The organism is Cytobacillus sp. NCCP-133 (genome assembly GCF_026011715.1).
In the GTDB taxonomy this organism is placed as follows: Bacteria; Bacillota; Bacilli; order Bacillales; family Cytobacillaceae; genus Cytobacillus.
Map to the genome: position 1 here is coordinate 347,375 of NZ_BRVM01000001.1, position 23,317 is coordinate 370,691.

Below are 23,317 nucleotides of genomic sequence, written 5' to 3' on the forward strand. Positions count from 1 at the left end.
TCTAAGTTCCAAAGGATATAAATTCTGATATTACAAAAAAATCCGGTACTTCCATTTTTAGAAGTAAACTATTTCCTGACAATCCATTTTTTTATTCTAAAAAGTCTTTTAAACGCTTGCTTCGGCTTGGATGTCTTAGTTTTCTTAAAGCCTTGGCTTCGATTTGACGAATTCGTTCGCGTGTTACGCCAAATACCTTTCCGACTTCTTCCAATGTACGGGTACGTCCATCGTCCAATCCAAAACGAAGACGGAGTACATTTTCTTCACGGTCTGTAAGTGTATCCAGAACATCTTCCAGCTGCTCTTTTAAAAGCTCATAGGCAGCATGTTCTGATGGGGATGTCGCTTCCTGGTCTTCAATAAAATCACCTAAGTGCGAATCGTCCTCTTCACCGATTGGTGTTTCCAAAGAAACAGGCTCCTGTGCAATTTTCAAAATTTCACGTACCTTATCAGGAGTTAAATCCATATCCTCAGCAATCTCTTCCGGAGTTGGTTCTCGCCCTAAATCCTGAAGAAGTTGACGCTGGACTCGAATTAATTTATTAATAGTTTCTACCATATGCACAGGGATGCGAATTGTTCTAGCCTGGTCTGCAATCGCACGTGTAATCGCCTGGCGTATCCACCATGTTGCATACGTACTGAATTTATAGCCTTTTCGATAATCAAACTTTTCAACGGCTTTAATGAGACCCATGTTTCCTTCCTGGATCAGGTCAAGGAAAAGCATTCCGCGTCCTACATATCTTTTCGCGATGCTTACAACCAAGCGGAGGTTTGCCTCAGCCAGTCGTCTTTTAGCTTCTTCATCGCCTTCTTCAATTCTTTTGGCAAGCGAAATTTCTTCCTCTGCCGAAAGCAAATCAACACGGCCTATTTCTTTTAAGTACATGCGGACAGGGTCATTGATCTTAACACCTGGAGGAACACTTAAGTCATTAAGGTCGAATTCCTCTTCCCCTTTGGCAAGTTCCTGGACATTAGGATCTTCATCTTCGTTATCGCCTACCAGTTCGACACCCTGATCACCAAGGAATTCATAAAATTCATCCATCTGATGGGAATCAACTTCAAATTGAGACATTCTTTCAGCTATATCATCGTAGGCAAGGACACCTGTCTTTTTTCCTATTTCAACTAATTGCTCTTTTACTTGTTCAAGGGTCAATTCTGTATCAACCTCTTTTGAACGGGCCGACTTTTCAGCCATATGTCCCCCTCCTTCCAAAAATCACAGACATTCTTCATCCACATGCACTTTGGGAATTTATATAGGAGACAATAATCCCAACAGCATGTTCCAGCCTATTTATGGCTGATTTCCAATTTCATCTATAGTGACTTGCGCAATTGAAGGATCTCCATTGCGATTAATGCTGCTTTCGCATAATCCTTTTGTCGTTCTGCTTCTTTTTCTTCATTTTGTTTTTCCTTTATTTTTAACATCTTTTGATAATTCAACACCTGTTTAATATAATCATTAAATTCCTGTTCGCTTAATTCATCATTTATCGACATCATTTCGATATCTACAACAATCCGTTTAAGCTTTTCATCTTTTATAAAATTTATAAATGCACTTGGATCAGGTATATGGCCATTCTCGTAAAAACCTAAAAGATAAGTAATAATGGCCTGGTGTTCATCGATGTTAAAAGTATTACCCTGAAGCATATCCTGAACTTTAAAAGCTATGTCACTATCCCTAAGCATGTGGGCAATTAATCTTCTTTCCGCTGTGTGATATGCGGGTTTAAGATGATCAGCCCTTTTCGGCAGCTGATGCTTTTTGGGAGGATCAAACGCTCCCTTTCCCTTCTGGTTATTCCTTCGCTTCTCTGCATAAAAAACTTGTTTTTGCTGCTCTTTTAATGCCTCAAGGGAAAGCGAAAATTCATTTGCAAGCTGGCGCAGATAGTGGTCTCTTTCAACAGCCTTATCCAGATGGCTTATTTCCTTTAATACTTCTTCGATATAAAGGAGCCGATCTCCTTCATTTTGAAGTCTTTTGCCCCTGCGGAGATAAAGCAGCTTAAACGCCATTAATGTTACACTTGAATCAATAACCTCATTACGAAACTTTTCTTCTCCGTATTCCTTAACATAATCATCAGGGTCATAACCATCAGGCATTAGAGCCACTCTGACCTGACAGCCAGCCTCTGTCAAAAGATTTGCTGCCCTGTGCGCTGCTTCTATACCTGCATTATCAGAATCATAGCAGATCGTGATCGATTGAACATTCCTTCTTAAAGAAGTGATATGCTCTTCCGTTAAAGCTGTACCCATCGTGCCGACACCATTTCCGACGCCAGCGCGGTCAGCGGCGATTACATCAGCAAACCCCTCAAACAGCACGGCTCTTTGCAATTTTTTAATCTGAGGTCTCGCCAAATGAAAATTATATAAAGTTTTACTTTTATTAAAGATTGCTGTTTCAGGGCTATTTAAATATTTGGGCTCATCGTCCCCGAGTGATCTTCCTGAAAAGGCAATCGTGTTTCCGGTGCGGTCAAAAATCGGGAACATGATCCGATCTCTAAAGCGGTCAAAATAGTTACCATCTTTCTCCCGTTTAATGATCAGCCCCGCTCTTTCCATGACATCTTCCGGGAATTTGCGCTTCGTAAGGAACTTTGACACAAAATCCCAGGATTTCAGTGAATATCCGATTTGGAACTTTTCTATTGCTTCCATTGTAAAGCCTCTATTTAGCAGATATTCAAGTGCATGTTGACCATCTTTTGTGTTTACAAGCAGATGGTGATAAAATTTACGTAAGAGCTCATGAGCTTCCATCATCTGCTGCAAATCAACAGGCAACGATTTTGCTGACGCTACTGATGATGCATCAATATCAAGCTGGATATTTCCCTTTTCCGCAAGCTTTAGCACAGCTTCCTGAAACGAGTAGCCTTCGAGCTCCATCAAAAATGAAAAAGCATTTCCTCCTGCCCCGCACCCAAAGCAATGGTAAATTTGCTTTTCTGGTGAAACAGAAAAGGAGGGTGTATTCTCGCCGTGAAATGGGCAAAGCCCAAAGTAGTTGCGCCCTTGCTTGTTTAATTGAATATAGTCGCCAATGACATCAACAATATCTACAGCTTGCCGAATTTCATTTACTTTTTCTTCGGCGATTCGCTCTGCCATATGAACAACTCCATTACTTCCGTTACTTACTGAGGTATTCTATAAATATTACAGAATACCTTCAAAATTCGACAAAATGCTGGTCAGCTGTTCCACAAATCTCGACCGGTCCTCCCTGCTATAAGGCTTTGGCCCCTTCCCATACATTCCCTTTCTGCGAGCTTTCGCTGATAAATATCTCATATCTAGGGCAGTGCGAATCTCGTTTTCTTCAAACAAAATTCCCTTGGGGGAAAGCACATAAACTCCTTTTAGCAAAAGAGTTGAAGCAAGTCCGATATCCTGGGTAACTACCACGTCTCCGGATTTTACATTATTCATAATGAATAGATCAGCTGCTTCTTTGCTGGTATCAACAAACTTCCAAACTGCCCCGTTTAAATCATTTTTCATGTGGGCATAAGAAGCAACAAATACTGTATCAAGTGAAAAGGAAATGGCAATTTCGACAATTTCCTCTTTTACCGGACAGGAATCTGCATCCACCATAATGATTGGTTTGCCTAATGTTCTAATAATTCTACATCACTCCGCATATTCCTTCTTTCCAAAAATAACTTTTGAATAGAGATTTATGTCGAATTTTTTCTTGAACGAAACCTTGACATGCCACAATAAATAGTTTATTCGTTCAAGAGGAACTCTAAACCTATTCGGATACATTTTTATCACAATTTTTTATTATAGTACATTAAAGCCTATTTTGCCATTATTTTTTCTTTGCGATTTAGAGCTTTAGATCAATGATTTATTTTAAACATATCTTAGCAGAGCCTTATGCCTCGAATCCCTATTATTAAGATTAAATATCCGATTTAATTTGTATTCAGCACTAAGGAGAAAGATTCCTCATCATTTTGACTATAATTGCTTCTTTGAACTGGCATGTATGATAATAAACAAAAGAAAAGGCACATAAAAATTTATGTGCTAGCTTCTCGGAAAGCTTTTCCGGTATTGATTTAAAATCATATTTGCTGTTTCTTCAACAGCCTTATTGGTTACATCGATAACCGGACATTTGATTTTGGATACAATCCGCTCAAAATAACCTATTTCTTCTTTAATTCTTTTTATGTTTGCATAGCTTGCTCGATCGCTTAGTCCTAAAGAGATTAAACGTTCCCTCCGGATATAGTTTAATTTTTCCGGGCTGATTTTCAGTCCATAGCATTTCTCAGGCGGTACGAGAAATAGCTCCTCAGGAGGATCGACTTCAGGAACCAGAGGGACATTTGCAACCTTCAGCCTTTTATGAGCAAGGTATTGTGATAGTGGTGTTTTAGAGGTTCTCGAAACACCGATTAATACAATATCCGCTTTTAAAATTCCCCTTGGGTCACGTCCGTCATCATATTTGACCGCAAATTCTATTGCTTCAATCTTTTTAAAATAATCTTCGTCAAGCTTGCGAACAAGCCCTGGTTCGAAAAGCGGCGTCACCCCGCATGCTTTTTGAATTTGATCCATAAGCGGACCTACAATATCAAAAGCATAAATTCCTTCTTCTGCTGCCCTTTGGTTAATATATTTTCTCATATCAGGCTTAACCATCGTATAAGCAATCATTCCATTATCCAGCTTGGCCAGGGAAATGACCTCATCAATATGTATCTTTTCTTCAACATATGGAAAACGCTTGATGGTTATATCGCTGCCGTTAAACTGGCTCGTAGCAGCCTTTGTTACAAGCTCGGCTGTTTCCCCAACTGAGTCAGAAACGACGTAGATAATTGGCATTTTTCCCATTCTTCAAGACCATCTCCTTCGCGCCCAATTACTTTTCACCCGCAAGGGCCAAGAACGCTTTTGTTAAGTTTGTTTTCGTTATCCTGCCGTTCACTTCGAATCCCTTTTCTGTCTGCTTTACTACCGGCAGTGCATCAATTTGTTTTCCGATCAGCTTTTTAGCTACATCTATCAGCAAATCATCTTTCTCACACATTGTAATATTAGGCATTCTCGTCATGATAATATTGACAGGAATTGAGTTCAGCTCCTGCTTACCAATACTGGCACGCAGCAGGTCCTTGCGGGAAAGCACCCCGGCAAGCAGTGATTCCTGGTCAACCACAAATAATGTCCCAACATCTTCAAGAAACATGGCTACTATTGCATCATAGACTGAAACATTTTCATTGACCACAACCGGAATCGACTGGTAGTCCTTAACATATAGCTTTTGAAGATTTTCAGTCAAAAGCTGGGCTCCAGTTTTGCCAGTATAAAAATATCCTACACGCGGACGCGCATCCAAATATCCTGCCATTGTCAAAATGGCCAAATCCGGCCTTAAAGTCGCCCTTGTCAAGTTTAGCTGCTCAGCTATGCTTTCACCTGTAATAGGGCCATTTTCCTTAACAATTTCTATTATCTTCTCCTGCCTTTTATTTAATTCGATCTTCCTCACCACCTAACTTTGTAAAAGATCTGGAAAACCCCAAAAAACTTTAGAAGCTCCAGACCTTCTAAATTAAATAAGGTTATACTTTTATATAATTATTATATACTATTTACCATAAATGAAAAGATGTGTTTCATACTTAGTTAGCAGAGCCATCATTTTATCTAAACATGAAAGAGCCCGTCAATAAATATAACAGGCTCTTTCTTGCAGGCCAACAGTGCTTCTGCTGCCCTTCTTTATTCAATTAAATCCTAATCCGTAATAAAACATAAAACCTTTAGCTTGTCATTTCACAATAATTTCATTCATGTTGGCAAACTGCAGAATAACCCCAGCTAAAAGCGCCATCTGGGTCAATCTGTTCGATCGGATGTCCTTGTTTTCGGCCATAACCATTGTATGTTCGAAGTATTGGTCAATTTCAGGCTTCATGCTTATAAGCAATTTAAACGCCGATTCTTCTGAAACTGCATTTTCCATTTCTTTCTTCACTGATAAGTATTTATTGAAAAGAGCTTTTTCGTATTCATTTTCAAACAGGCTGCTATCTACTTCACCTTTTTCTTCTGCCTTTGAAGAAATATTGATAACACGGCTTAAAGCTTCTATGCTTTCTTTGAAACCTTCAGCATCTTTGTTCGCTTCAAGAACTTCAGCCCTTCTTACAAGAGATGACACCGATCCAATTTCTCTGCCTAATACTGCATCAATAAAGTCGTACCTTACACCTTTTCCCTGCAGCAAATACTTAACTCTTAATTTAAAGAAAGACGTTAACTCATCCATTAAATCAGCTTTGCCCTTCTTGCCAATCTTCGCATTAAGGACTGCATCCAAAGCTAACCCGATTAGATTTTCCAGTTTAAGGTCCCACTGCTTGGCCAATAACGTTTGGATAACCCCTGTTGCCTGTCTTCTCAGTGCGTATGGATCCTGTGAACCGCTTGGAATTATCCCTATTGCAAAGGATGCCACAATTGTATCCATTTTTTCAGCGATTGAAAGGAGTGCTCCCGCATTGCTTGAAGGGGTATGATCTTCCGCATTTCTTGGCATATAGTGTTCATTAATCGCACGTGCTACGGCTTCTTTTTCGCCTTTTTGAATCGCATATTTTTCACCCATAAAACCTTGGAGTTCCGGAAACTCATATACCATATGGGAAACCAGATCGAACTTGCTTATCTCGGCTGCACGATCTGTAATTTCTTGATCTTCTTCGTTAAAACAAAGTTTACTGCTCAATTGATTTGCAAGCTGCCGAACACGATCCACTTTTTGTGCAAGAGTGCCAATCTCTTCATGGTAAACAATGCTTTGAAGTTTTGCCAATGAGGCATTAATAGCCGTTTTTTGGTCTTCCTTATAGAAAAAGGCTGCATCTGCAAGTCTTGCTCTTAGAACCTTTTCATTTCCTTTAGCTACCTTTTCCAAATGTTCATGTCCGCCATTTCTGACTGTCACAAAATATGGAAGCAACCTTCCTTCCTTAGACTTAACCGGAAAATAACGCTGATGCTCCTTCATCGAAGTAATTAAGACTTCTTCCGGCAGTTCAAGGAAGGCCTCTTCAAATTGGCCGTATAAAGCAGTTGGATATTCAACCAGATTATTTACTTCCTCCAGCAGATCTTCATCAACAGGAATAACCCAGCCGTTCGCTTCTTCAATCTTTTCCAGCTGTGATGAAATGGCATTTTTTCTTTCCTGGGGGTTCGTTATCACATATTGCGCCAGCAAGGCTTTTTCATAATCGGCAGGATTGTTGAGCTCAATTTCTTCACCAAGGAATCGATGGCCTCTCGTCCGGTTCGATGTTTGAACACCCGTAATGGAAAAGGGGATCAATTCGCTGCCAAATAAGGCCAACAGCCATTTAATAGGCCTAACAAAGCGAAGATCTTGAGTTCCCCATCTCATATTCTTTGGAAATGTTAAAGAAGCAACAATCTGCTCCAGTTCTGGCAGAAGTGCTGATGTCTCCTGGCCCTTAATGAATTTATTGACATGGGCATATTCAACCCCGTTAATTTCTTTAAAAAAGATGTCCTCTATAGAGGATCCCTGACCGCGGGTAAATCCGATTGCAGCTTTTGACCATTCTCCATTTTCATTCAGTGCGATTTTTTTCGCTGGCCCTTTTGCTTCCTCATTTATATCATCCTGAGCTGTGCTGACTCCCGTCACTAATACAGCCAGACGGCGTGGAGAAGAATAGGCTCTAATCTCATCGAAAGAAATTTTCTTATCAGTCATCCATGATCTTACTTTATCTGAAAGCTGCTTCATTGAATTAGTCACAAACCTGGCCGGCATTTCTTCCAGGCCTATTTCCAATAATAAATCTTTTTTATTCATGGGATCCTTCCTCCTTTTCTTTTAAAATTGGGAAGCCAAGTTTTTCGCGTTCTTCGTAGAAAGTTTTAGCCACTTTTCTCGCAAGGCTTCTGCAGCGGGCGATATAGCCGGTCCTTTCTGTAACAGAAATGGCTCCTCTGGCATCAAGCAAGTTAAAAGTGTGTGAACATTTCAGGACATAATCGTATGCCGGATGAACAAGGCCTTCGTCCATTTGTCTGTGCGCTTCTTTTTCATAGATATTGAACAGATTAAAAAGCATTTCCTGATCTGATGTTTCAAAGGTATACTTCGAATGTTCAAACTCAGGCTGCAGGAAAATATCTCTTACAGTAAAACCTTCTGTCCATTCCAGGTCAAATACATTTTCTTTATCCTGTATGTATGAAGCAAGCCTTTCAATCCCATATGTAATCTCAACAGAAACCGGCTTGCATTCCAAACCTCCTACCTGCTGAAAATAGGTAAATTGCGTGATTTCCATACCATCAAGCCAAACTTCCCATCCTAATCCTGCACAGCCAAGGGATGGATTTTCCCAATTATCCTCAACAAAGCGGATATCATGCTCCAGCGGATCGATCCCCAATGCTTTTAATGAATCAAGGTATAGCTCCTGGATGTTATCTGGAGAAGGCTTCATAATCACTTGAAATTGATGGTGCTGATAAAGCCTGTTTGGATTTTCACCATATCGGCCATCAGCAGGGCGGCGCGAAGGTTCTACATAAGCCACATTCCACGGCTCAGGTCCGATCGCCCTTAAAAAAGTGTATGGACTCATTGTACCTGCACCCTTTTCAACATCATAAGCCTGCATCAGGATACAGCCTTGTTCAGACCAATGTTTTTGAAGTGTTAATATCATGTTTTGAATATTCATAGGACACCTCTTCCATATTTGTTTTAAAGTAAAAGTATAACTTTTAAACCTTGATAACTGTCTAGCTCCAGCGCCTACCCCCTCGAGGCCACAAGTTTGTCTAGTTGCGGCTCCTAGGGACTCGGGGTCATAAGCCATTCCCTTACAGAAGGAAAGAACACCTTCTTACAGGGCATGGCTTATGCCTGTCGTCCCTGGGCAGTCGCCTCCACATTTCAGGCAATCCTCCCAAAAAGGCAAAGGACGCCTTTCCGGGAGGCTCGTCTTGTGCTTGTCGGGGGTGAGCAAGGCGCTTCCACTTTGCTGTGAACATAAAAAAACTCCCGTCTCTATGCTCAAGGCATAGGGACGAGAGTTTACCCGCGGTTCCACCCTATTTGCTGCAGCAATTGCCGCAGCCTCTTTTAGTCGAATGACAATATTGCTCTGGAGCGCCCTTCCTTAACCTTCCATGCCCGGCTTTCACCTTCCCGGGTTCGCTTTAATAGACCTGAGTTAAGTACTCTTCTCCTTCACTGCAATTATTTAATTAATTTGAATCATAGCCGAAACAGTTTTGATTGTCAATCATCAGTATGTCTGCACCAATTACAATTTAGATTAAACCATCGAATTTGGCCATTTGATTTAGAAATTTCTTTGTTTTTAAGCTGATGCCCGAATATTCTTCGTAATAAGCGGAGATAATTTTTTTCAGCTCTGCTTTTGTTTCCGGTTTAACGGAAATATTCCCAAGTCTGGATAAATCAAAAAAGTAAAAAAGGCGCAGAAGCTTAATAGTTGACTGCGAAACTTTATAGTGGTACGGGTCTTTTTCGAGACAGCGGTGGCAAATAAGCCCGTTTTCCCTGATGGAAAATGAAAAATGCCCGTCAGTGCTTCCGCAGACAGAACATTGGTCCAAAACAGGATATAACCCCAACGTATTCAGCATTTTCATTTCATAAATATTTGTTATGATTTCCGGATCATACCCTTCATTTATGAAATTTAAGGATTGGTAAAGCAATTCAAACTGAAAAGGGTTTGGCTTTTTTTCCTCAGTGCTTTTGTCTGTTAAATCAATAATATAGCTTGCATATGCTGTCAGAAAAATGTCTTCCTTAATGGAACGCATGGATGAGGCCATTTCTCCTTGCTGAAGTGACCCCAGCCCGCTTCCTCTTTGTACTAAAAAATATCCGTATGTAAAAAGCTGGGTGACGGCAGAAAGCCGGCTGTTCGGCTTTTTGGCACCGCGTGCCATCACACCAACCTTTCCCCATTCACGTGTATATAGAGTAACTATTTTATTTGTTTCGCTGTAATTAGTAGTCCTAATGACGATGCCCTCGCATTTATCAAGCATCTTTGACACCATCCCTGTCTTTCGACAAACCTATGAGATGGGAAAATCAGCTTCTGCTAGCTCTTCATCGTTATTTCCGGGTATATCCTGAGTTTCCTTTTCTAGCTCCTTGAAGAGAAGATATGTGTCAATATTACCTGTCTGAGAAAACACTTTCCAGGTAAAATCCATCATCGAAAACCCCACCTTTCTGTTTTTCAACTAGCAATTTATTTATCCCAATACTTTATCTATATCATAGCCTGTCTTTGTAAAATCATGAGACGAAAATATTGTCAATCAGTATCATGCATATTAACCTATAATCGCTAATACCTTATTTAGGGCTGGTATTTAGTAATCATCATCGCGGAAACCAAAATCGCGGAGCTGGGCCATTTTATTGCGCCAGTCCTTTTGAACCTTGACCCAAAGTTCAAGGAACACCTTAGAACCAAGCAGGTTTTCAATATCCATTCTAGCCCTTTTGCCTATTTCCTTCAGCATTTTCCCCTGCTTCCCAATTACAATGCCTTTTTGTGAGTCACGCTCAACAATAATAGTGGCCATTACATGAACGACATTCTTCTCTTCACGGCGCTCCATTTTATCAATTACAACGGCCAGCGAATGCGGAATTTCTTCTCTGGTCAGATGGAGTGCTTTTTCCCTGATCAACTCAGAAACGATGAATCTTTCAGGGTGATCGGTCACCTGGTCGGCAGGATAAAATTGCGGACCCTCCGGAATATATTCCTTAATCTGATTTAATAATGTCTCAACATTATTTCCCTCAAGAGCAGAAATGGGGATAATTTCACTGAATTCGTACTTCTCCTTGTAGGAGTCAATAATCTTCAGCAGTTCATCCGGGTGTACCTGGTCAATTTTATTGATAACAAGGAAAATAGGCGTACGGACTGACTGAAATTTTTCAATGATAAATTCTTCACCGCGGCCGAAGCCTTCCTGGGCATTGACCATAAAAAGGATAACATCTACTTCCTTTAGCGTATTCTGGGCAACTTTCATCATAAAGTCTCCCAGCTTATGCTTCGGTTTATGGATTCCAGGTGTATCGATGAAGATATATTGGGCATCATCTGTTGTCAGAACACCTTGAACTTTGTTGCGGGTTGTCTGCGGCTTATCACTCATAATGGCGATTTTCTGACCGATTACACGATTAAGAAAGGTTGACTTTCCGACGTTCGGCCTTCCGATAATAGAGATAAACCCTGATTTGTGGTCTTTTGGTGTTGTTTCTTTATTCATGTAGATCCTCCGGTGAAAATGCTCCTGGCAATAGTTCTTCTACTGTTAATTCTTTTATATCCCCATTTAAATTCGTTAAAACCACTTTCATATTTGGAGGACAAAGCTCTGATATTACCTGCCTGCATGCTCCGCACGGAGGTACAGGGCGATCAGTATCTGCTACTACGGCGATGGCAGAAAAGTTTTTAACCCCATCTGAATACGCTTTAAAAAGTGCAGTTCTTTCCGCGCAGTTGCACATGCTGTAGGCAGCATTCTCAATATTGCAGCCGTGAAAAACCTGCCCGTCATCACTCAGCAGCGCCGCTCCTACTTTGAATTTCGAATAAGGTACATAAGCTCTATCTCTTGCAATCTTTGCTTCTTCAATTAGTTGATCCATTTTCACGATTCGTTCTTCCTTTCGAGTAAGAAGGCTGTCGCCTCCCTATTATTTTACACCATTTCACCGGCATTTTCACTGTTTGTAGCAAAAACGTAATAAAAATATTTGAATTTTCTAAAAATATAACCGTTTCTTAAAAGATAGGCTTGTAAAGGATACTTTATATTTACGATGCCATTTATATAGTCTCTGCTCACTTTTACTTCACCAGATTTTTAAGGGCTGTTCTGTCATTTTAGCGGATTCAATGAGCGTTTTCAAACTCTGTAATGTAACAATTTTTTTATAATGTAATTAGGCTGAATCTTCTCAGGGAATTCATAATTGCCAGCACAAAGAAAAGCTGCCCATTTGGACAGCTATAAACTAATTATATAAGCAAGAATTCTCGGCAAAAAAACGATAATGCCGATTATTATGCAGAGAGCAGCGTACACTAAAACAGCCCCCGCTGCAATATCCTTAGCCTGCTTTGCGAGTGGGTGATAGTCTTCTGTTGCCAGGTCGACAACCCTTTCAATGGCAGTATTCATTAATTCAAGGGAAAGCATTCCGCCTATTGCAAAGAGAATCATTATCCACTCAATCCGTGAAATTGATAGTACTCCTCCCAGTAAGATAACAGCAATTGAGATCACAACGTGAATTTGGAGGTTCCTTTCTTTCATTAAAGCTGATTTAATGCCGGCAAATGCAAATGCAAAGGATTTAAGGAAACCGTGAGTACGCTTCTTATTATCTTTTGAGCCCAAATTCATCAAGTATATCCTTCTGGCGGGAGAACATTTTTTTCTCATCCTCAGCGTTCTCATGATCATAGCCCAGAAGATGGAGGAATCCATGGACTGCCAAAAAACCAAGCTCCCGCATAAAAGAGTGCCTATATTCTTCCGCTTGCTCAACTGCTTTTGCAACTGATATAATAATGTCTCCTAAAACCCTCGGCATATCAGCTCCAACAAGTTCGACTTCACCTTCGCCCATTTCTTCCATCGCAAAAGAAATCACATCGGTTGGCTGGTCTTTGTCACGGTACTCCCTATTGATTTCCCGAATGCGGTCATTGGTAACAAATGTGATTGAAACCTCACTTTCCGGTTCAACCCCCTCTTTTGCAGCTGCAAAATTAATTAACTCTTCTATTTGGGCAATTGCATTTTCCTTCAGTTCATTTGTTTCATCAAAAAAATCAACGTTTAAACTCATGCTTGCTTCACCTTCTGTTTTGTCATTTCTGGATACTCGATTCTAGAGTGGAAGATTCCGTTTAGCGTCTCGCAAAATGAATGTGAAACCGTTTCGAGCTCTTTTAAGGTTAAATCACATTCATTCAGCTGTCCATCCTGTAGGCGGTCCGAAATAATATTTCGGACCAGTCCCTCAATTTGTTCGGTAGTAGGGTGAGACATAGATCTTACAGCAGCTTCCACACTATCGGCAATTCCGATTATAGCGGATTCCTTTGATTGCCCTTTTGGTCCGGGATAACGATAATCCTCTTCTTTGACCTCTAGCCCATTCTGCTTTGCTTTATGATAAAAATACTTAAGCAGCGTCGTCCCATGGTGCTGCTCGGCAATATCTACAATTTCTTTAGGCATCTTGTGCTTCTTCAGCATTTCCGCCCCATCCACAGCATGTGCAATAATAATATTTTTACTGGTCTGCGGCGGCAGCCGATCATGTGGATTTTCAATATTCACTTGATTTTCTATAAAAAATTGCGGGCGTTTTGTTTTTCCGATATCGTGATAATAACAGCCCACTCTGGCTAGAAGACCGTTTGCGCCAATTGCTTCACAGGCTGATTCCGAAAGATTCGCAACCATGACACTATGGTGATAAGTGCCTGGGGCTTCGGTTAAGATTTTTCTCAGCAGCGGATGGTTAGGATTAGACAGCTCAATCAGCCGCATCGTTGATAAGATCCCAAATCCGGCTTCAAAATATGGAAGCAGCCCAATTGTAAGCACTGCTGAAGAAATGCCTGAAATTAGCGCAATCACAAGGTAAAAACCGTATTCCACAGTATCATAATGGCCATTTCTTAAGAACAGCAAAGAAAAGATGACGATAATGTTAACAGCCGAAACAAACATGCCAGCCTGCAAAATTTTTGATCGGCGATTTTGCTTGCTTAGAAATAAGATTGCCGCTAATCCGCTGCAAATAATATAGATGCCTGCTGTAAACTGAAATGTGCCGGTGATTCCTTCATTAAAAATAATGCTTCCGCAAATTGCCATAATAATTGTAAAGAAAAGAGCCAATTTCTCATCAATCAATATTTTAATCAGCATTGCCCCCATCGCTGCAGGGAATATATAGCCTATTTCAGAGTAATCTGAATCCTGAAAAAAACTGATTACCTTCATGAGCAATAAAGACAGAACAAATACAAGGCTAAACAGTAGCAAGTAGCTTTGCTTAAGTTCCGATTGAGCATTTAATTCATGGAAATAATAGTAAAAAGCCGATAGAGCAATCAAGATGATCAATGACAGACCAACAAAAGGCTGTATTGAATTCACGCTGTCCAAAAGGCCAACAAGTTCAAGCTGCCTGTAAATATCCCTGCTGATCAGCTGATTTTCCTCCACAATAATCTGCCCCTGCAGGATTTTAACAGGTTCAATGCTCTCCACAGCCTGCTGCCGCATTTCTTCTGTAGCCACTGGATCATAGAATCGATTTTGATAGATCGCATAACGCCCTAACTCAATTGCAGCCTGTTTTAAATCAGAGTTTAAGCTAGTAAACCTCAGTTCTTCCTCGACCCGTTTTTTCGAATTCTCCACCTGTTCAGCTGGTATCTCACTGTTCATAATCTTATTAATCGCGGTAACAGTAAGGTCTTTAGCAATGGAAAGCTCACCTTTTTTTGCCTGCAGCAGAGCCAGAAAAACATCATCTGAGACTTCACGTGTTACATCCTCTGTCAGCTTTTCTTTAACCATGGAGAGTTTCTCATTCGGAGAAGGCCCAGTCGGTACTGGAGCCTCTGACTCGTCACCAGCTTTTTCAGAAGTCTCATTCTTTTTTTTGTCAAGATCCTCTTGAACCTCTTCGTTCACTTCGAATACTGAACCGAAAATAGAAGTAACTAAATCAACCCGATTTTGAGCAATTTCTTTTTTTACAACATAAATATCATTCACTTCGTTTTCAGCATCTTTTTTCTTTTTCTCTGTACTCGCTTTGTCTTCAATTGTGATTGGGGATCTAATCGTCTGTTCAGCAACTGAGAACAGCCTCAAATCCAATTTTTCCGGTTTGACATTGCTGTACATGGAAAAATACATGACAGTGCCCAAAAGGAGAAATAACAGAACTCGAAAAAAAGTCATATTTAATAAATTTCTGATTTTAGTCATACTTTGCTGAAGGTTTCCCATAAATACCCCTCCTATCTTGACCGCAATGCTGCCAGATAAGCTTGAACATAAATTATTCTTAATTTATGTAAAATCATAACAGTTTTTTCATTAAGTTTCATCAGGAAAAATAGCTATTTATTAACAGGGTACCTAAACATTTCATTAATAGCAAATAATTCCATAACAATTTCTTTAAAAAAGAATCTCTTAGATTACCTGTTGATTAAACTCCCTTTGCCAGTTTTTGCTGCAAAAGACGTTCTCCTGCTTAACGCATCTTTGAGGCGGTCCCTTCACAGACACCTTTACAATAAATTGAAGTACTCTGAATAAACAGGAGCTTAACATAAGAAACCGCAAAGCGCTCCCTATCGGTGACAAGCATAAGACGAGCTGGCTGAAAGGTTGTTTTTTTAAACATTTGAACGGATTGGCTTAGACCCGAGAGCCGATGGCGCCTGGGGCTAGACCGTTTTCTAGGTTCTAAAGGATATAAATTCTGATATTACAAATAAAGTAGGGAAACCACTCTCATGGCTTCCCCCTTATCAAACCGTACGTGCCCTATTAAGGCATACAGCTTACCCATATGTTACAATGATTATCAAGAGGATGCGTTCCAGGCATTCTGCATCTTTTGGAGACGGTGGGGAGTAAAATACTCCTCACCTTTTTCTTTTGCTCGTCTTATTGCATTTCGTTGTTTCCGTTTTCCTTTTTCTCTCATCTCTTCGAGATATTGTTCGAGTGTATATCCAAGTGCTTTATTTAGATATAACCAATAGCTGGGTATTAGTTTAATCCCGACAAAGAAACCCTTATTCCATTTATATCTCATCTTTTGTTCTTTCTTCTGATTAGGATGTTTATGGATAAAGGCAACTCGCAGCCTTTTCCTTATATATCCATCTAAACCCAGAAGGATTCTTCGCATCCAACGAGTGACACAGTGACTCTTTTGCGCCAGCTCTTCATTTGCTTTAATGGCTTTGACATTGGTTAAATAGTAGTTTACTTTTCCTCGAATAATTGGATTTACACGATTTACCCATTCCTCTTTATTTAAGGTTAAAGTCTTTCGTGTTTTATCTTTGATTTTCAATCGGAAATCTTTGATGGATTCTTTCTTGGGTGTGACATGAAAGGCAAGCTTCTTATCTTTCTTTCTTGGCCTCCAGTGATGAAAGGTGAACCCTAGAAAATCAAAATTATCCTTTTTAAAGTTAACTACTTTTGTTTTCTCTTTAGAGATTTCCAATCCCAGTTCAGCTAATTTCTCTTTCGTCAAAGCAGCTGCCTTTTCTATGGCTTCTTGAGATTTGGCAAATAAAAGAAAATCGTCGGCGTACCGCACGAAGCGAATACCATGCAAGTCCCATTCCCAATCCAATTCGTTAAGATATACATTCGCCAGTAAGGGTGAGATGACTCCACCTTGTGGCGTTCCGTAGTCAGAGTGTATCAGTTTCCCTTCTTCCATGGCACCTGCCTTAAGCCATTGTTCAACTAAACCTAAGACCGTTCGGTCTGACACATACTTCTTCAAGGTGCCCATGAGTTTCTTATGGGAGATGTTGTCAAAGAACCCTTTGATATCACAGTCGTAAATATAGTTATATCCTTGTTCTATGTTCCATAGGATGATTTGGAGAGCTCTTTCTACTCCTCTGTTCGGTCGATATCCAACTGACCAATTATGAAATAAGAAGTCTTCAAATTTTGGTTGTAGTACATTTACTACACTCTGTTGCACAATACGATCCTCAATTGTTGGAATGCCTAAAGGTCTTTTCTTCCCATTCTTTTTTGGGATGTATACTCTTTTTACTGGTTGGGCTTGGTAAGTTTTCGTTCTTAATTTGTTTAGAAGGGACATGATGTTGTCTTCTAAATTCGCATTGTAGCTTTCAAGTGTTTCTCCGTCTATTCCTCCGGTGCCTTTGTTCGCTTTTACTTGTTCAAAGCTTTGAGTTAATTTACGGTCAAATAGAATTTGTCCATACACACTGTGTAGCTTAAATTTCCACTCTTGATTCATTGCGTATTCCGCGCCTTTCCTTGATGTACTTTCAAACGGTTTTACCGCAGTAACTTATTTGTTGGCATTGCATCTTGTTCATGGCTTGGAGCCATAGGTCATTCCCCTTCCGTTCGTCCGGCGTTATGGTCGTGGAACTACTTCCGTACTATGAGAATGTCTGACTTCTCCACCCGTTCCTAATCACTTCGGATTACCCTTATAGATTGGAACCCTGCCTGTTTGGTAAGGTGGAGACCTCACGGGGTCATCGCATCTTCCTTCAAAACATACCCTTCACCATCACATGATAAGTTACAATTTCCCGTTCTGACTTCTAGGGAAAATGCCTTTTAGTGGGCTTCCTCACTTTTCGAAAAGTCACCAACTTATCCCGCCGCCGTGCTTCACACTTCTTGCATTAGGGTCTATTTCTTCGCCTACGGATCTCTCGAATTCCCGCATCTCCTTCGAACAATACCTCACGATACTGCCCTAGATTAGGCTTCCCGAGCTAGGTCAGTCTCCTCGGGGATGGATTTTCACCATCTGGAATTCAGCTTCTCTTCATTCATCCAGTCGTTACATCTCAATGTCGTCTCTGTCCTTAAAAGAAGTGAAGGACGTCGGAATTTACGACGTCCTATGTGACTGCCCGTCGCACAAAAAACCGCCAAAAAAAATTGGCGGTGTCTAGTTAATGTCTTTTTCATATGCCTGGATAATCTTTGCTACCAGCGGATGACGGACTACATCACTTTGCTCTAAATGTACAAATGACAAGCCTTTTACTCCGTTGAGTATGTCTTCAGCGACAATCAGCCCCGACTTAACCCCTTTTGGAAGGTCGACTTGTGTACGGTCACCAGTAATAATCATTTTCGACCCAAAACCTAAGCGGGTTAAAAACATTTTCATTTGAGCTTGTGTTGTATTCTGCGCTTCATCAAGAATGACAAATGCGTCATCAAGGGTCCGTCCCCTCATATAAGCCAATGGTGCAATTTCAATCGTTCCTCTTTCAATCATTCTCTGTGTATGCTCCATACCTAATATATCATGCAGCGCATCATATAAAGGCCGCAAATAAGGATCTACCTTTTCCTTTAAATCTCCAGGCAAAAACCCAAGGCTTTCTCCTGCTTCAACAGCAGGACGGGTTAGGATGATTCTTTTTACTTTTCCATTTTTCAAGGCATTGACCGCCATCACAACAGCTAAATATGTTTTCCCAGTACCGGCCGGTCCTATGCCAAATACCAGGTCGTTTTGGCGTATGGCATTGATGTACTGACTCTGACCCAGTGTTTTGACTCGAATGGATTTGCCCTTTGCATTTTTCGTAATTTCTTCTTCATATAAGTCACTGAAATATTCGAGCGTGCCCTTGTTCGCCATTTGAATTGCGTACATGACATCTCTCTGGCTTATATTTATTCCTTTTCTAATGACATAAAGCAATTTATCCAGAACTTTTCCGACGAGCTCTACTTTGTCCATTTCCCCAGACACATAAACAGATTCACCTCTGGTTACAACGGAAACGTTCAGTTCTTGTTCAATAATTTTCAGATTTGCATCCGCATTTCCCAATAGGGCAATTGCTTCGTTTGGGTCTTCTAGCTGCAGGTTCATTGTTTTCAAGTCTTCTGTCATTCTGAATCTCCTTGAATAATTGGTTGTCCTTCTGCAATATTCTCAATAATTTGGAAATGTATTGCTAATGTTACTTTACCATTATCAACCGATTGGTGCAAAACTTTTTCACCCTTAACCTTAGCATTTTCATCTAAGGTATTTTTTATTTTTTTTCTTGCCAAATCTTTTGCAACATCAAATGCTTCTTCATTTGAATAAATCCTAGTTACCTGCTCCCGTTCTCTGTATGTTTTATTTTTATACGAAACAGGGAGCTCCCATTTTAAGAACTTGATTTTCGTTTCATTTTCCTCTATTTCATATTCTTTAAACTCCAACTTTCCAAATCCCCATACCGGAATATCCAATGAACCGATTGTAATGGAATGCTTAACCTTTTCATTTCCGTTAAATACCTGGAATGTGCTTTTCAGCGGTAGCTCAACTATTGATTTATACCAGGTTTCTCCGAGAATTTCTCCTTTGGCTGGAACTGTTTCGGTTTCTCCTTCTTTTCCGATTACACCTGAAACCAGAAGCTGTCCAGGCTGAACGTGATCATTTATATCAACGACTTGCCGGCCTTCTTCTACAAACATGTCTACAATTACTGCCTTCTTTTTTGCCACTAGATGGCGTGGACTCAAATATTCAGGCTTCTCCGGTTCATTTTTCTCTACAACCTGTAAATGGTAGGTTGTCCCTTTTAATTCCACACCGACCCATGTAATCGCTCCTATATTATTGGAGAGCTTACGCTGTATTGTTTCCGCATTATCAATAAAGAATTGAAGCTTTCCTGTCTTAACCCCCATCTTGTCCAATTCTTTGCGGATCTGGTATTCAGTTGAAGGGTTTGCACCTTTGATTTCTATTCCCCAAATCATATTGGATAAAAGAATAATAGCTGCAAAAAAAGCCAATGCACCAGCTGCAAATCCGCTGTTTTTCAATAACCTCTTATAAAGAAAAGGAACTCCTGCCCGCTGCAGGAACTCGATTTTGCAATCGCTGTTCCTGGCGAGGCTTCTGATTTTTTTTGCATCTTCAAGCTTCATTTTAAACGTCACAGCTTGTTCGCCATGGTTCTTTACATACCAAATATTAATACCGCTTCTTGTTAGTGTATTAATGAAACGCTCGATTCCCTTTCCGCTTGCTTTTACTGTAACAAGACCCCTATAAAACTCTATCCACTGGTTCTTCATTTCCTTCCTCCTGAATTCTTATTCATTGTCTGAAAGGTAAGTAACTGAATCGATTTTCCCTTCAAGCAGTATTTCTTCCGGTAAAATTGTTTTAATTACAAATGCTTTCCCTTTAATCAACAGCTGCCCCTGCTTCAAAAGCAGCCTGAGTTCCTTATCTGAAAAGGCAAGTAATCCTCTGTGGTTCTCAATATATATGTGGATCTGTCCAATCATCGTGATACGGGGTAAATCCATCATGACATCTTGAGGAAGCTCCATGTTTTTAGTCATCCAGCTGCGGACGATATGTCCCCATTTTTTTGCCATAAAAAAAGAACCCCCTTTCATCTCATATGTATGAAATGAACGAAGGTTCTAGCACTTATTTTTCATTACTTCCTTTTTAACGATCGATGGGGACCTTTTGCCCTTGGCGGCCCCAGGATCTCAGACCAAATAATTCCGTCGACAAGAGCCTTCTTTTGGGGTGCAAACTGGCCTTGTATTCGGGCTTGAGGGCGGTCCACTGGCTTCTCGGCCGGCTCCCTAAATACACTTGCCTGTCTTTCAGCAGCTAGCTTTTGATTCTGAAGAACCCTTATACTTTCTTCAGCCTGCTGTTTCCGGCGTCTGTATTCTTCTTCTATCCTGCTTGCTCTCTCAGCCTGCTGCCTCTTTTCCTCTTTAACAGCTTTTTCCATTAAAACCTCGGCTGCTGATTGCTCTGCTTGCGGCTCCGGCCTCTGCTGCGGGCGTTTTTTTTGTTTTTCAGACTCTCCCTTCTTCTTCTTCTTAAAGAGAGAAGAGATAAACGCTAATAGAGCTATGAGAATAAATGGATTCTCCAATAATATTTCCAAGAGAGTACCCTCCCTTCTCCCTATTTTGGGATCATTTAGTCATTTTTGCGGCCATTTTTGCGGTCTTCACTCATATTGCCGATTGAATCTCTCATCTCCGTATCTGCTGAGATGTTTTGAATATTCATATAATCCATAACACCGATATTACCGGAACGAAGCGCTTCTGACATGGCCAGCGGTACCTGGGCTTCTGCTTCCACAACCTTCGCTCTCATTTCTTCGACGCGGGCTTTCATTTCCTGCTCCTGCGCTACAGCCATTGCACGTCTTTCTTCCGCTTTAGCCTGGGCAATTTTCTTGTCAGCCTCAGCCTGCTCAGTCTGTAGTTCTGCTCCGATATTCTTGCCTATATCCACGTCCGCAATATCAATCGACAGAATCTCAAAAGCAGTTCCTGCATCTAATCCTTTCGAAAGAACTGTTTGGGAAATCATGTCTGGATTTTCCAGTACCTTTTTGTGATTGTCGGATGAACCGATTGTAGAGACAATCCCTTCCCCGACACGTGCTACAATCGTTTCCTCGCCGGCACCGCCAACAAGGCGGTCAATATTCGCTCTAACGGTAATTCTCGCTTTAGCCTTCACTTCAATTCCATCCATTGCTACACCCGCTATAAAAGGTGTTTCAATCACTTTAGGGTTAACACTCATCTGAACAGCTTCCAAAACATCACGGCCTGCTAAATCAATCGCCGCGCTTCGTTCAAAGCTCAAGTCAATATTTGCACGATGTGCTGCAATTAATGCATTCACAACCCGGTCAACGTTACCTCCAGCAAGATAATGGCTCTCAAGCTGATTGGTTGAAACATCAAGCCCCGCTTTATGAGCCTTAATCAAAGGATTGATGACTCGACTCGGTATAACCCGGCGAAGCCTCATCCCAATTAATGTAAATATGCTGACCCTTACTCCGGCTGCCAAGGCTGAAATCCACAGCATGACAGGTACAAAGGTGAATAATATTCCCAACAAAATGATTCCCAGTACAACGGCAACCAGGACAAATACTGTTCCTGCTTCTAGCATGTTCCTACCTCCTGAAATTTTTATTTATCTAAATCAATATTAGATATTTCCCTTACAACAATCCGTGAGCCTTCAGCTTTAACAACCTTGACTTTGGCTCCCTTCGCAATATAGCCTCCCTCGCTGACAACGTCAATCCGTTCATCCTGGAGGACGACCGTCCCTGAAGGACGCAGTGCAGTGAGTGCATATCCTTCGAGTCCAATCAGTTCAAGCCTGCTTTTATTCGAAATATAGCCTTTTTCCGTATTTGTGCTATCGGTTAAAATGATTTTTTTGAAGAATTTCATTTTTTTACCAAACACCTTTATCATTAAAATAGACGCCAAAACTGAAATTCCCAGAGCAATTAAAATGGACATTCCCATATGGGCCACATTGTCAGTTGCTAAAAATAGGCTGCCCAATATGGCTCCTATTCCGGCTATGCCCGCAATTCCCCCCGGGAGGAAAAACTCTGCAATAATTAAGCCAATGCCGACCACAAAGAGGATAAGTGTTTCAAACCCCGCCAATCCAGCGACCATATGTCCGTAGAAGAAAAGCAGCAATGCCGATAGCCCCATAAAACCTGGAACCCCAAAACCTGGTGAATACAGCTCCAGTACCAGCCCTAAACTTCCTATCGACAATAGGATTGGAATTACAACAGGATGAGTGATGAAACGGGCCAGCTTTTCTGCAAAACTTTCATCAATAGTACGTATTTCTGCATTTTCGAACCCAAGCATTTCTAATAATTCAGCCCTTGAGCTAACGGTGCCTTCCGAATAGCCTACTTCTTCAGCTTGTTCAGCAGTTAAAGTAAGAAGCTTTCCTTTTGGTGCGCCAAGCTCTGGGAGATCTACTGATTCGTCTGCCATGGCAAGTGCATAAATGGGATCTCTGTCAGTTTGGGCAGCTGCGCTCTGCATAGCAGCAAACCAGAAAGATTCAGCTTTCTTGCCAGCCGTATTGCCCTGTTGGTCTATAATAGCAGCAGAACCCATTGTAGAACCTGGGACCATATATATTTCATCTGTATTCAAAGAAATATAGGCACCTGCCGACAAAGCCTGCTTGTTCACAAAAGAAATTGTTTTTATATTTGTGGAAGTCAAAAGTTTGCCTATTTCACCAGCCGCATCAACTGCTCCTCCAGGTGTATTTACTTCAAAAATAATTGCAGAAGCATTTTCTGCCTCGGCCGTATGGACTGCCCTGCTCAAAAAAGCATATAGACCTTTTTCCACCGTTTCCTCAATAGGTGCAATATAGACAATTTCATTATCTGCTTTTCCCTGAAAAGGAACAGCCATCAGAACAAAGGCAAGCAAAAAAGAAAAGACAGTGATCATCCTTTTTGCAGTCATCTCTTTCCCCCCTTCGAAGGTGAACTCGAATATATGTATGTATTTACGATCTTCC

21 protein-coding genes and 1 other annotated feature are annotated in these 23,317 nt (G+C 40.8%); all 21 genes read right to left on the minus strand.

Going from position 1 to position 23,317, the window contains the following annotated elements:
• Positions 1-91: 91 nt before the first annotated feature.
• Complete coding sequence (gene rpoD, locus NCCP133_RS01855) at positions 92-1,216, minus strand: RNA polymerase sigma factor RpoD (RefSeq protein ID WP_264803262.1); 1,125 nt, start codon at positions 1,214-1,216, stop codon at positions 92-94.
• Between the two features lie 122 nt (positions 1,217-1,338).
• A complete protein-coding gene (gene dnaG, locus NCCP133_RS01860; RefSeq protein ID WP_264803263.1) occupies positions 1,339-3,156 on the minus strand; it encodes a DNA primase in 1,818 nt (605 codons plus the stop codon).
• 48 nt (positions 3,157-3,204) lie between these two features.
• Complete coding sequence (locus NCCP133_RS01865; protein ID WP_264803264.1) at positions 3,205-3,645, minus strand: YaiI/YqxD family protein; 441 nt, start codon at positions 3,643-3,645, stop codon at positions 3,205-3,207.
• 441 nt (positions 3,646-4,086) lie between these two features.
• Positions 4,087-4,905 (minus strand): pyruvate, water dikinase regulatory protein, encoded by an 819-nt coding sequence (locus NCCP133_RS01870; RefSeq protein ID WP_264803265.1) that lies wholly within the window; start codon positions 4,903-4,905, stop codon positions 4,087-4,089.
• 28 nt (positions 4,906-4,933) lie between these two features.
• Positions 4,934-5,569 (minus strand): helix-turn-helix transcriptional regulator, encoded by a 636-nt coding sequence (locus NCCP133_RS01875; protein ID WP_331490966.1) that lies wholly within the window; start codon positions 5,567-5,569, stop codon positions 4,934-4,936.
• 279 nt (positions 5,570-5,848) lie between these two features.
• Positions 5,849-7,921, minus strand: a complete 2,073-nt coding sequence (glyS, locus tag NCCP133_RS01880; RefSeq protein WP_264803267.1) for a glycine--tRNA ligase subunit beta — start codon at positions 7,919-7,921, stop codon at positions 5,849-5,851.
• Entirely contained in the window at positions 7,914-8,804 is an 891-nt protein-coding gene (glyQ, locus tag NCCP133_RS01885) for a glycine--tRNA ligase subunit alpha (protein ID WP_264803268.1), read from the minus strand. Before glyQ ends, glyS begins: the two co-directional genes overlap by 8 nt.
• Before the next feature lie 341 nt (positions 8,805-9,145).
• Positions 9,146-9,329 (minus strand) — a binding site (T-box leader).
• Positions 9,330-9,399: 70 nt separating this feature from the next.
• Entirely contained in the window at positions 9,400-10,152 is a 753-nt protein-coding gene (gene recO / locus NCCP133_RS01890) for a DNA repair protein RecO (RefSeq protein ID WP_264803269.1), read from the minus strand.
• A gap of 30 nt (positions 10,153-10,182) precedes the next feature.
• The gene (locus NCCP133_RS01895) at positions 10,183-10,326 is read right to left on the minus strand and encodes a YqzL family protein (protein ID WP_214727896.1); all 144 of its coding nucleotides are present in this window, start codon (positions 10,324-10,326) and stop codon (positions 10,183-10,185) included.
• A 159-nt stretch (positions 10,327-10,485) separates the two neighbouring features.
• The gene (gene era, locus NCCP133_RS01900) at positions 10,486-11,406 is read right to left on the minus strand and encodes a GTPase Era (protein WP_264803270.1); all 921 of its coding nucleotides are present in this window, start codon (positions 11,404-11,406) and stop codon (positions 10,486-10,488) included.
• The gene (locus NCCP133_RS01905) at positions 11,399-11,797 is read right to left on the minus strand and encodes a cytidine deaminase (RefSeq protein WP_309298027.1); all 399 of its coding nucleotides are present in this window, start codon (positions 11,795-11,797) and stop codon (positions 11,399-11,401) included. The genes era and NCCP133_RS01905 overlap by 8 nt, the downstream gene beginning before the upstream one ends.
• A gap of 356 nt (positions 11,798-12,153) precedes the next feature.
• Positions 12,154-12,552 carry a diacylglycerol kinase family protein gene (locus tag NCCP133_RS01910; RefSeq protein WP_264803271.1) on the minus strand — a complete coding sequence of 133 codons (399 nt, stop codon included), beginning with the start codon at positions 12,550-12,552 and terminating at the stop codon, positions 12,154-12,156.
• Positions 12,530-13,000 (minus strand): rRNA maturation RNase YbeY, encoded by a 471-nt coding sequence (ybeY, locus tag NCCP133_RS01915; RefSeq protein WP_264803272.1) that lies wholly within the window; start codon positions 12,998-13,000, stop codon positions 12,530-12,532. The genes NCCP133_RS01910 and ybeY overlap by 23 nt, the downstream gene beginning before the upstream one ends.
• The gene (locus tag NCCP133_RS01920) at positions 12,997-15,189 is read right to left on the minus strand and encodes an HD family phosphohydrolase (RefSeq protein ID WP_264803273.1); all 2,193 of its coding nucleotides are present in this window, start codon (positions 15,187-15,189) and stop codon (positions 12,997-12,999) included. Before NCCP133_RS01920 ends, ybeY begins: the two co-directional genes overlap by 4 nt.
• 586 nt (positions 15,190-15,775) lie before the next feature.
• The gene (gene ltrA, locus NCCP133_RS01925) at positions 15,776-17,209 is read right to left on the minus strand and encodes a group II intron reverse transcriptase/maturase (protein WP_264803274.1); all 1,434 of its coding nucleotides are present in this window, start codon (positions 17,207-17,209) and stop codon (positions 15,776-15,778) included.
• 672 nt (positions 17,210-17,881) lie between these two features.
• On the minus strand, positions 17,882-18,844 hold the full coding sequence (locus NCCP133_RS01930; protein WP_264803275.1) for a PhoH family protein: 963 nt from the start codon (positions 18,842-18,844) through the stop codon (positions 17,882-17,884).
• Positions 18,841-20,034 carry a sporulation protein YqfD gene (gene yqfD / locus NCCP133_RS01935; RefSeq protein WP_264803276.1) on the minus strand — a complete coding sequence of 398 codons (1,194 nt, stop codon included), beginning with the start codon at positions 20,032-20,034 and terminating at the stop codon, positions 18,841-18,843. Before yqfD ends, NCCP133_RS01930 begins: the two co-directional genes overlap by 4 nt.
• Before the next feature lie 18 nt (positions 20,035-20,052).
• Positions 20,053-20,343: a sporulation protein YqfC gene (yqfC, locus tag NCCP133_RS01940; protein WP_264803277.1), complete on the minus strand. Its 291-nt coding sequence runs from the start codon at positions 20,341-20,343 to the stop codon at positions 20,053-20,055.
• Positions 20,344-20,408: 65 nt separating this feature from the next.
• Positions 20,409-20,876, minus strand: a complete 468-nt coding sequence (locus NCCP133_RS01945; RefSeq protein WP_264803278.1) for a hypothetical protein — start codon at positions 20,874-20,876, stop codon at positions 20,409-20,411.
• Positions 20,877-20,911: 35 nt separating this feature from the next.
• Entirely contained in the window at positions 20,912-21,910 is a 999-nt protein-coding gene (floA, locus tag NCCP133_RS01950) for a flotillin-like protein FloA (RefSeq protein ID WP_264803279.1), read from the minus strand.
• Positions 21,911-21,930: 20 nt separating this feature from the next.
• Complete coding sequence (locus NCCP133_RS01955) at positions 21,931-23,262, minus strand: NfeD family protein (RefSeq protein ID WP_264803280.1); 1,332 nt, start codon at positions 23,260-23,262, stop codon at positions 21,931-21,933.
• Positions 23,263-23,317: the final 55 nt, after the last annotated feature.

Bases quoted from the DNA above. Each gene is read 5' to 3' on its own strand.
- rpoD (WP_264803262.1), bottom strand. From the start codon at position 1,216: ATGGCTGAAAAGTCGGCCCGTTCAAAAGAGGTTGATACAGAATTGACC.
- dnaG (WP_264803263.1), bottom strand. From the start codon at position 3,156: ATGGCAGAGCGAATCGCCGAAGAAAAAGTAAATGAAATTCGGCAAGCT.
- NCCP133_RS01865 (WP_264803264.1), bottom strand. From the start codon at position 3,645: ATGGTGGATGCAGATTCCTGTCCGGTAAAAGAGGAAATTGTCGAAATT.
- NCCP133_RS01870 (WP_264803265.1), bottom strand. From the start codon at position 4,905: ATGGGAAAAATGCCAATTATCTACGTCGTTTCTGACTCAGTTGGGGAA.
- glyS (WP_264803267.1), bottom strand. From the start codon at position 7,921: ATGAATAAAAAAGATTTATTATTGGAAATAGGCCTGGAAGAAATGCCG.
- glyQ (WP_264803268.1), bottom strand. From the start codon at position 8,804: ATGAATATTCAAAACATGATATTAACACTTCAAAAACATTGGTCTGAA.
- recO (WP_264803269.1), bottom strand. From the start codon at position 10,152: ATGCTTGATAAATGCGAGGGCATCGTCATTAGGACTACTAATTACAGC.
- NCCP133_RS01895 (WP_214727896.1), bottom strand. From the start codon at position 10,326: ATGATGGATTTTACCTGGAAAGTGTTTTCTCAGACAGGTAATATTGAC.
- era (WP_264803270.1), bottom strand. From the start codon at position 11,406: ATGAATAAAGAAACAACACCAAAAGACCACAAATCAGGGTTTATCTCT.
- NCCP133_RS01910 (WP_264803271.1), bottom strand. From the start codon at position 12,552: ATGAATTTGGGCTCAAAAGATAATAAGAAGCGTACTCACGGTTTCCTT.
- ybeY (WP_264803272.1), bottom strand. From the start codon at position 13,000: ATGAGTTTAAACGTTGATTTTTTTGATGAAACAAATGAACTGAAGGAA.
- NCCP133_RS01920 (WP_264803273.1), bottom strand. From the start codon at position 15,189: ATGGGAAACCTTCAGCAAAGTATGACTAAAATCAGAAATTTATTAAAT.
- ltrA (WP_264803274.1), bottom strand. From the start codon at position 17,209: ATGAATCAAGAGTGGAAATTTAAGCTACACAGTGTGTATGGACAAATT.
- NCCP133_RS01930 (WP_264803275.1), bottom strand. From the start codon at position 18,844: ATGACAGAAGACTTGAAAACAATGAACCTGCAGCTAGAAGACCCAAAC.
- yqfD (WP_264803276.1), bottom strand. From the start codon at position 20,034: ATGAAGAACCAGTGGATAGAGTTTTATAGGGGTCTTGTTACAGTAAAA.
- yqfC (WP_264803277.1), bottom strand. From the start codon at position 20,343: ATGGCAAAAAAATGGGGACATATCGTCCGCAGCTGGATGACTAAAAAC.
- floA (WP_264803279.1), bottom strand. From the start codon at position 21,910: ATGCTAGAAGCAGGAACAGTATTTGTCCTGGTTGCCGTTGTACTGGGA.
- NCCP133_RS01955 (WP_264803280.1), bottom strand. From the start codon at position 23,262: ATGACTGCAAAAAGGATGATCACTGTCTTTTCTTTTTTGCTTGCCTTT.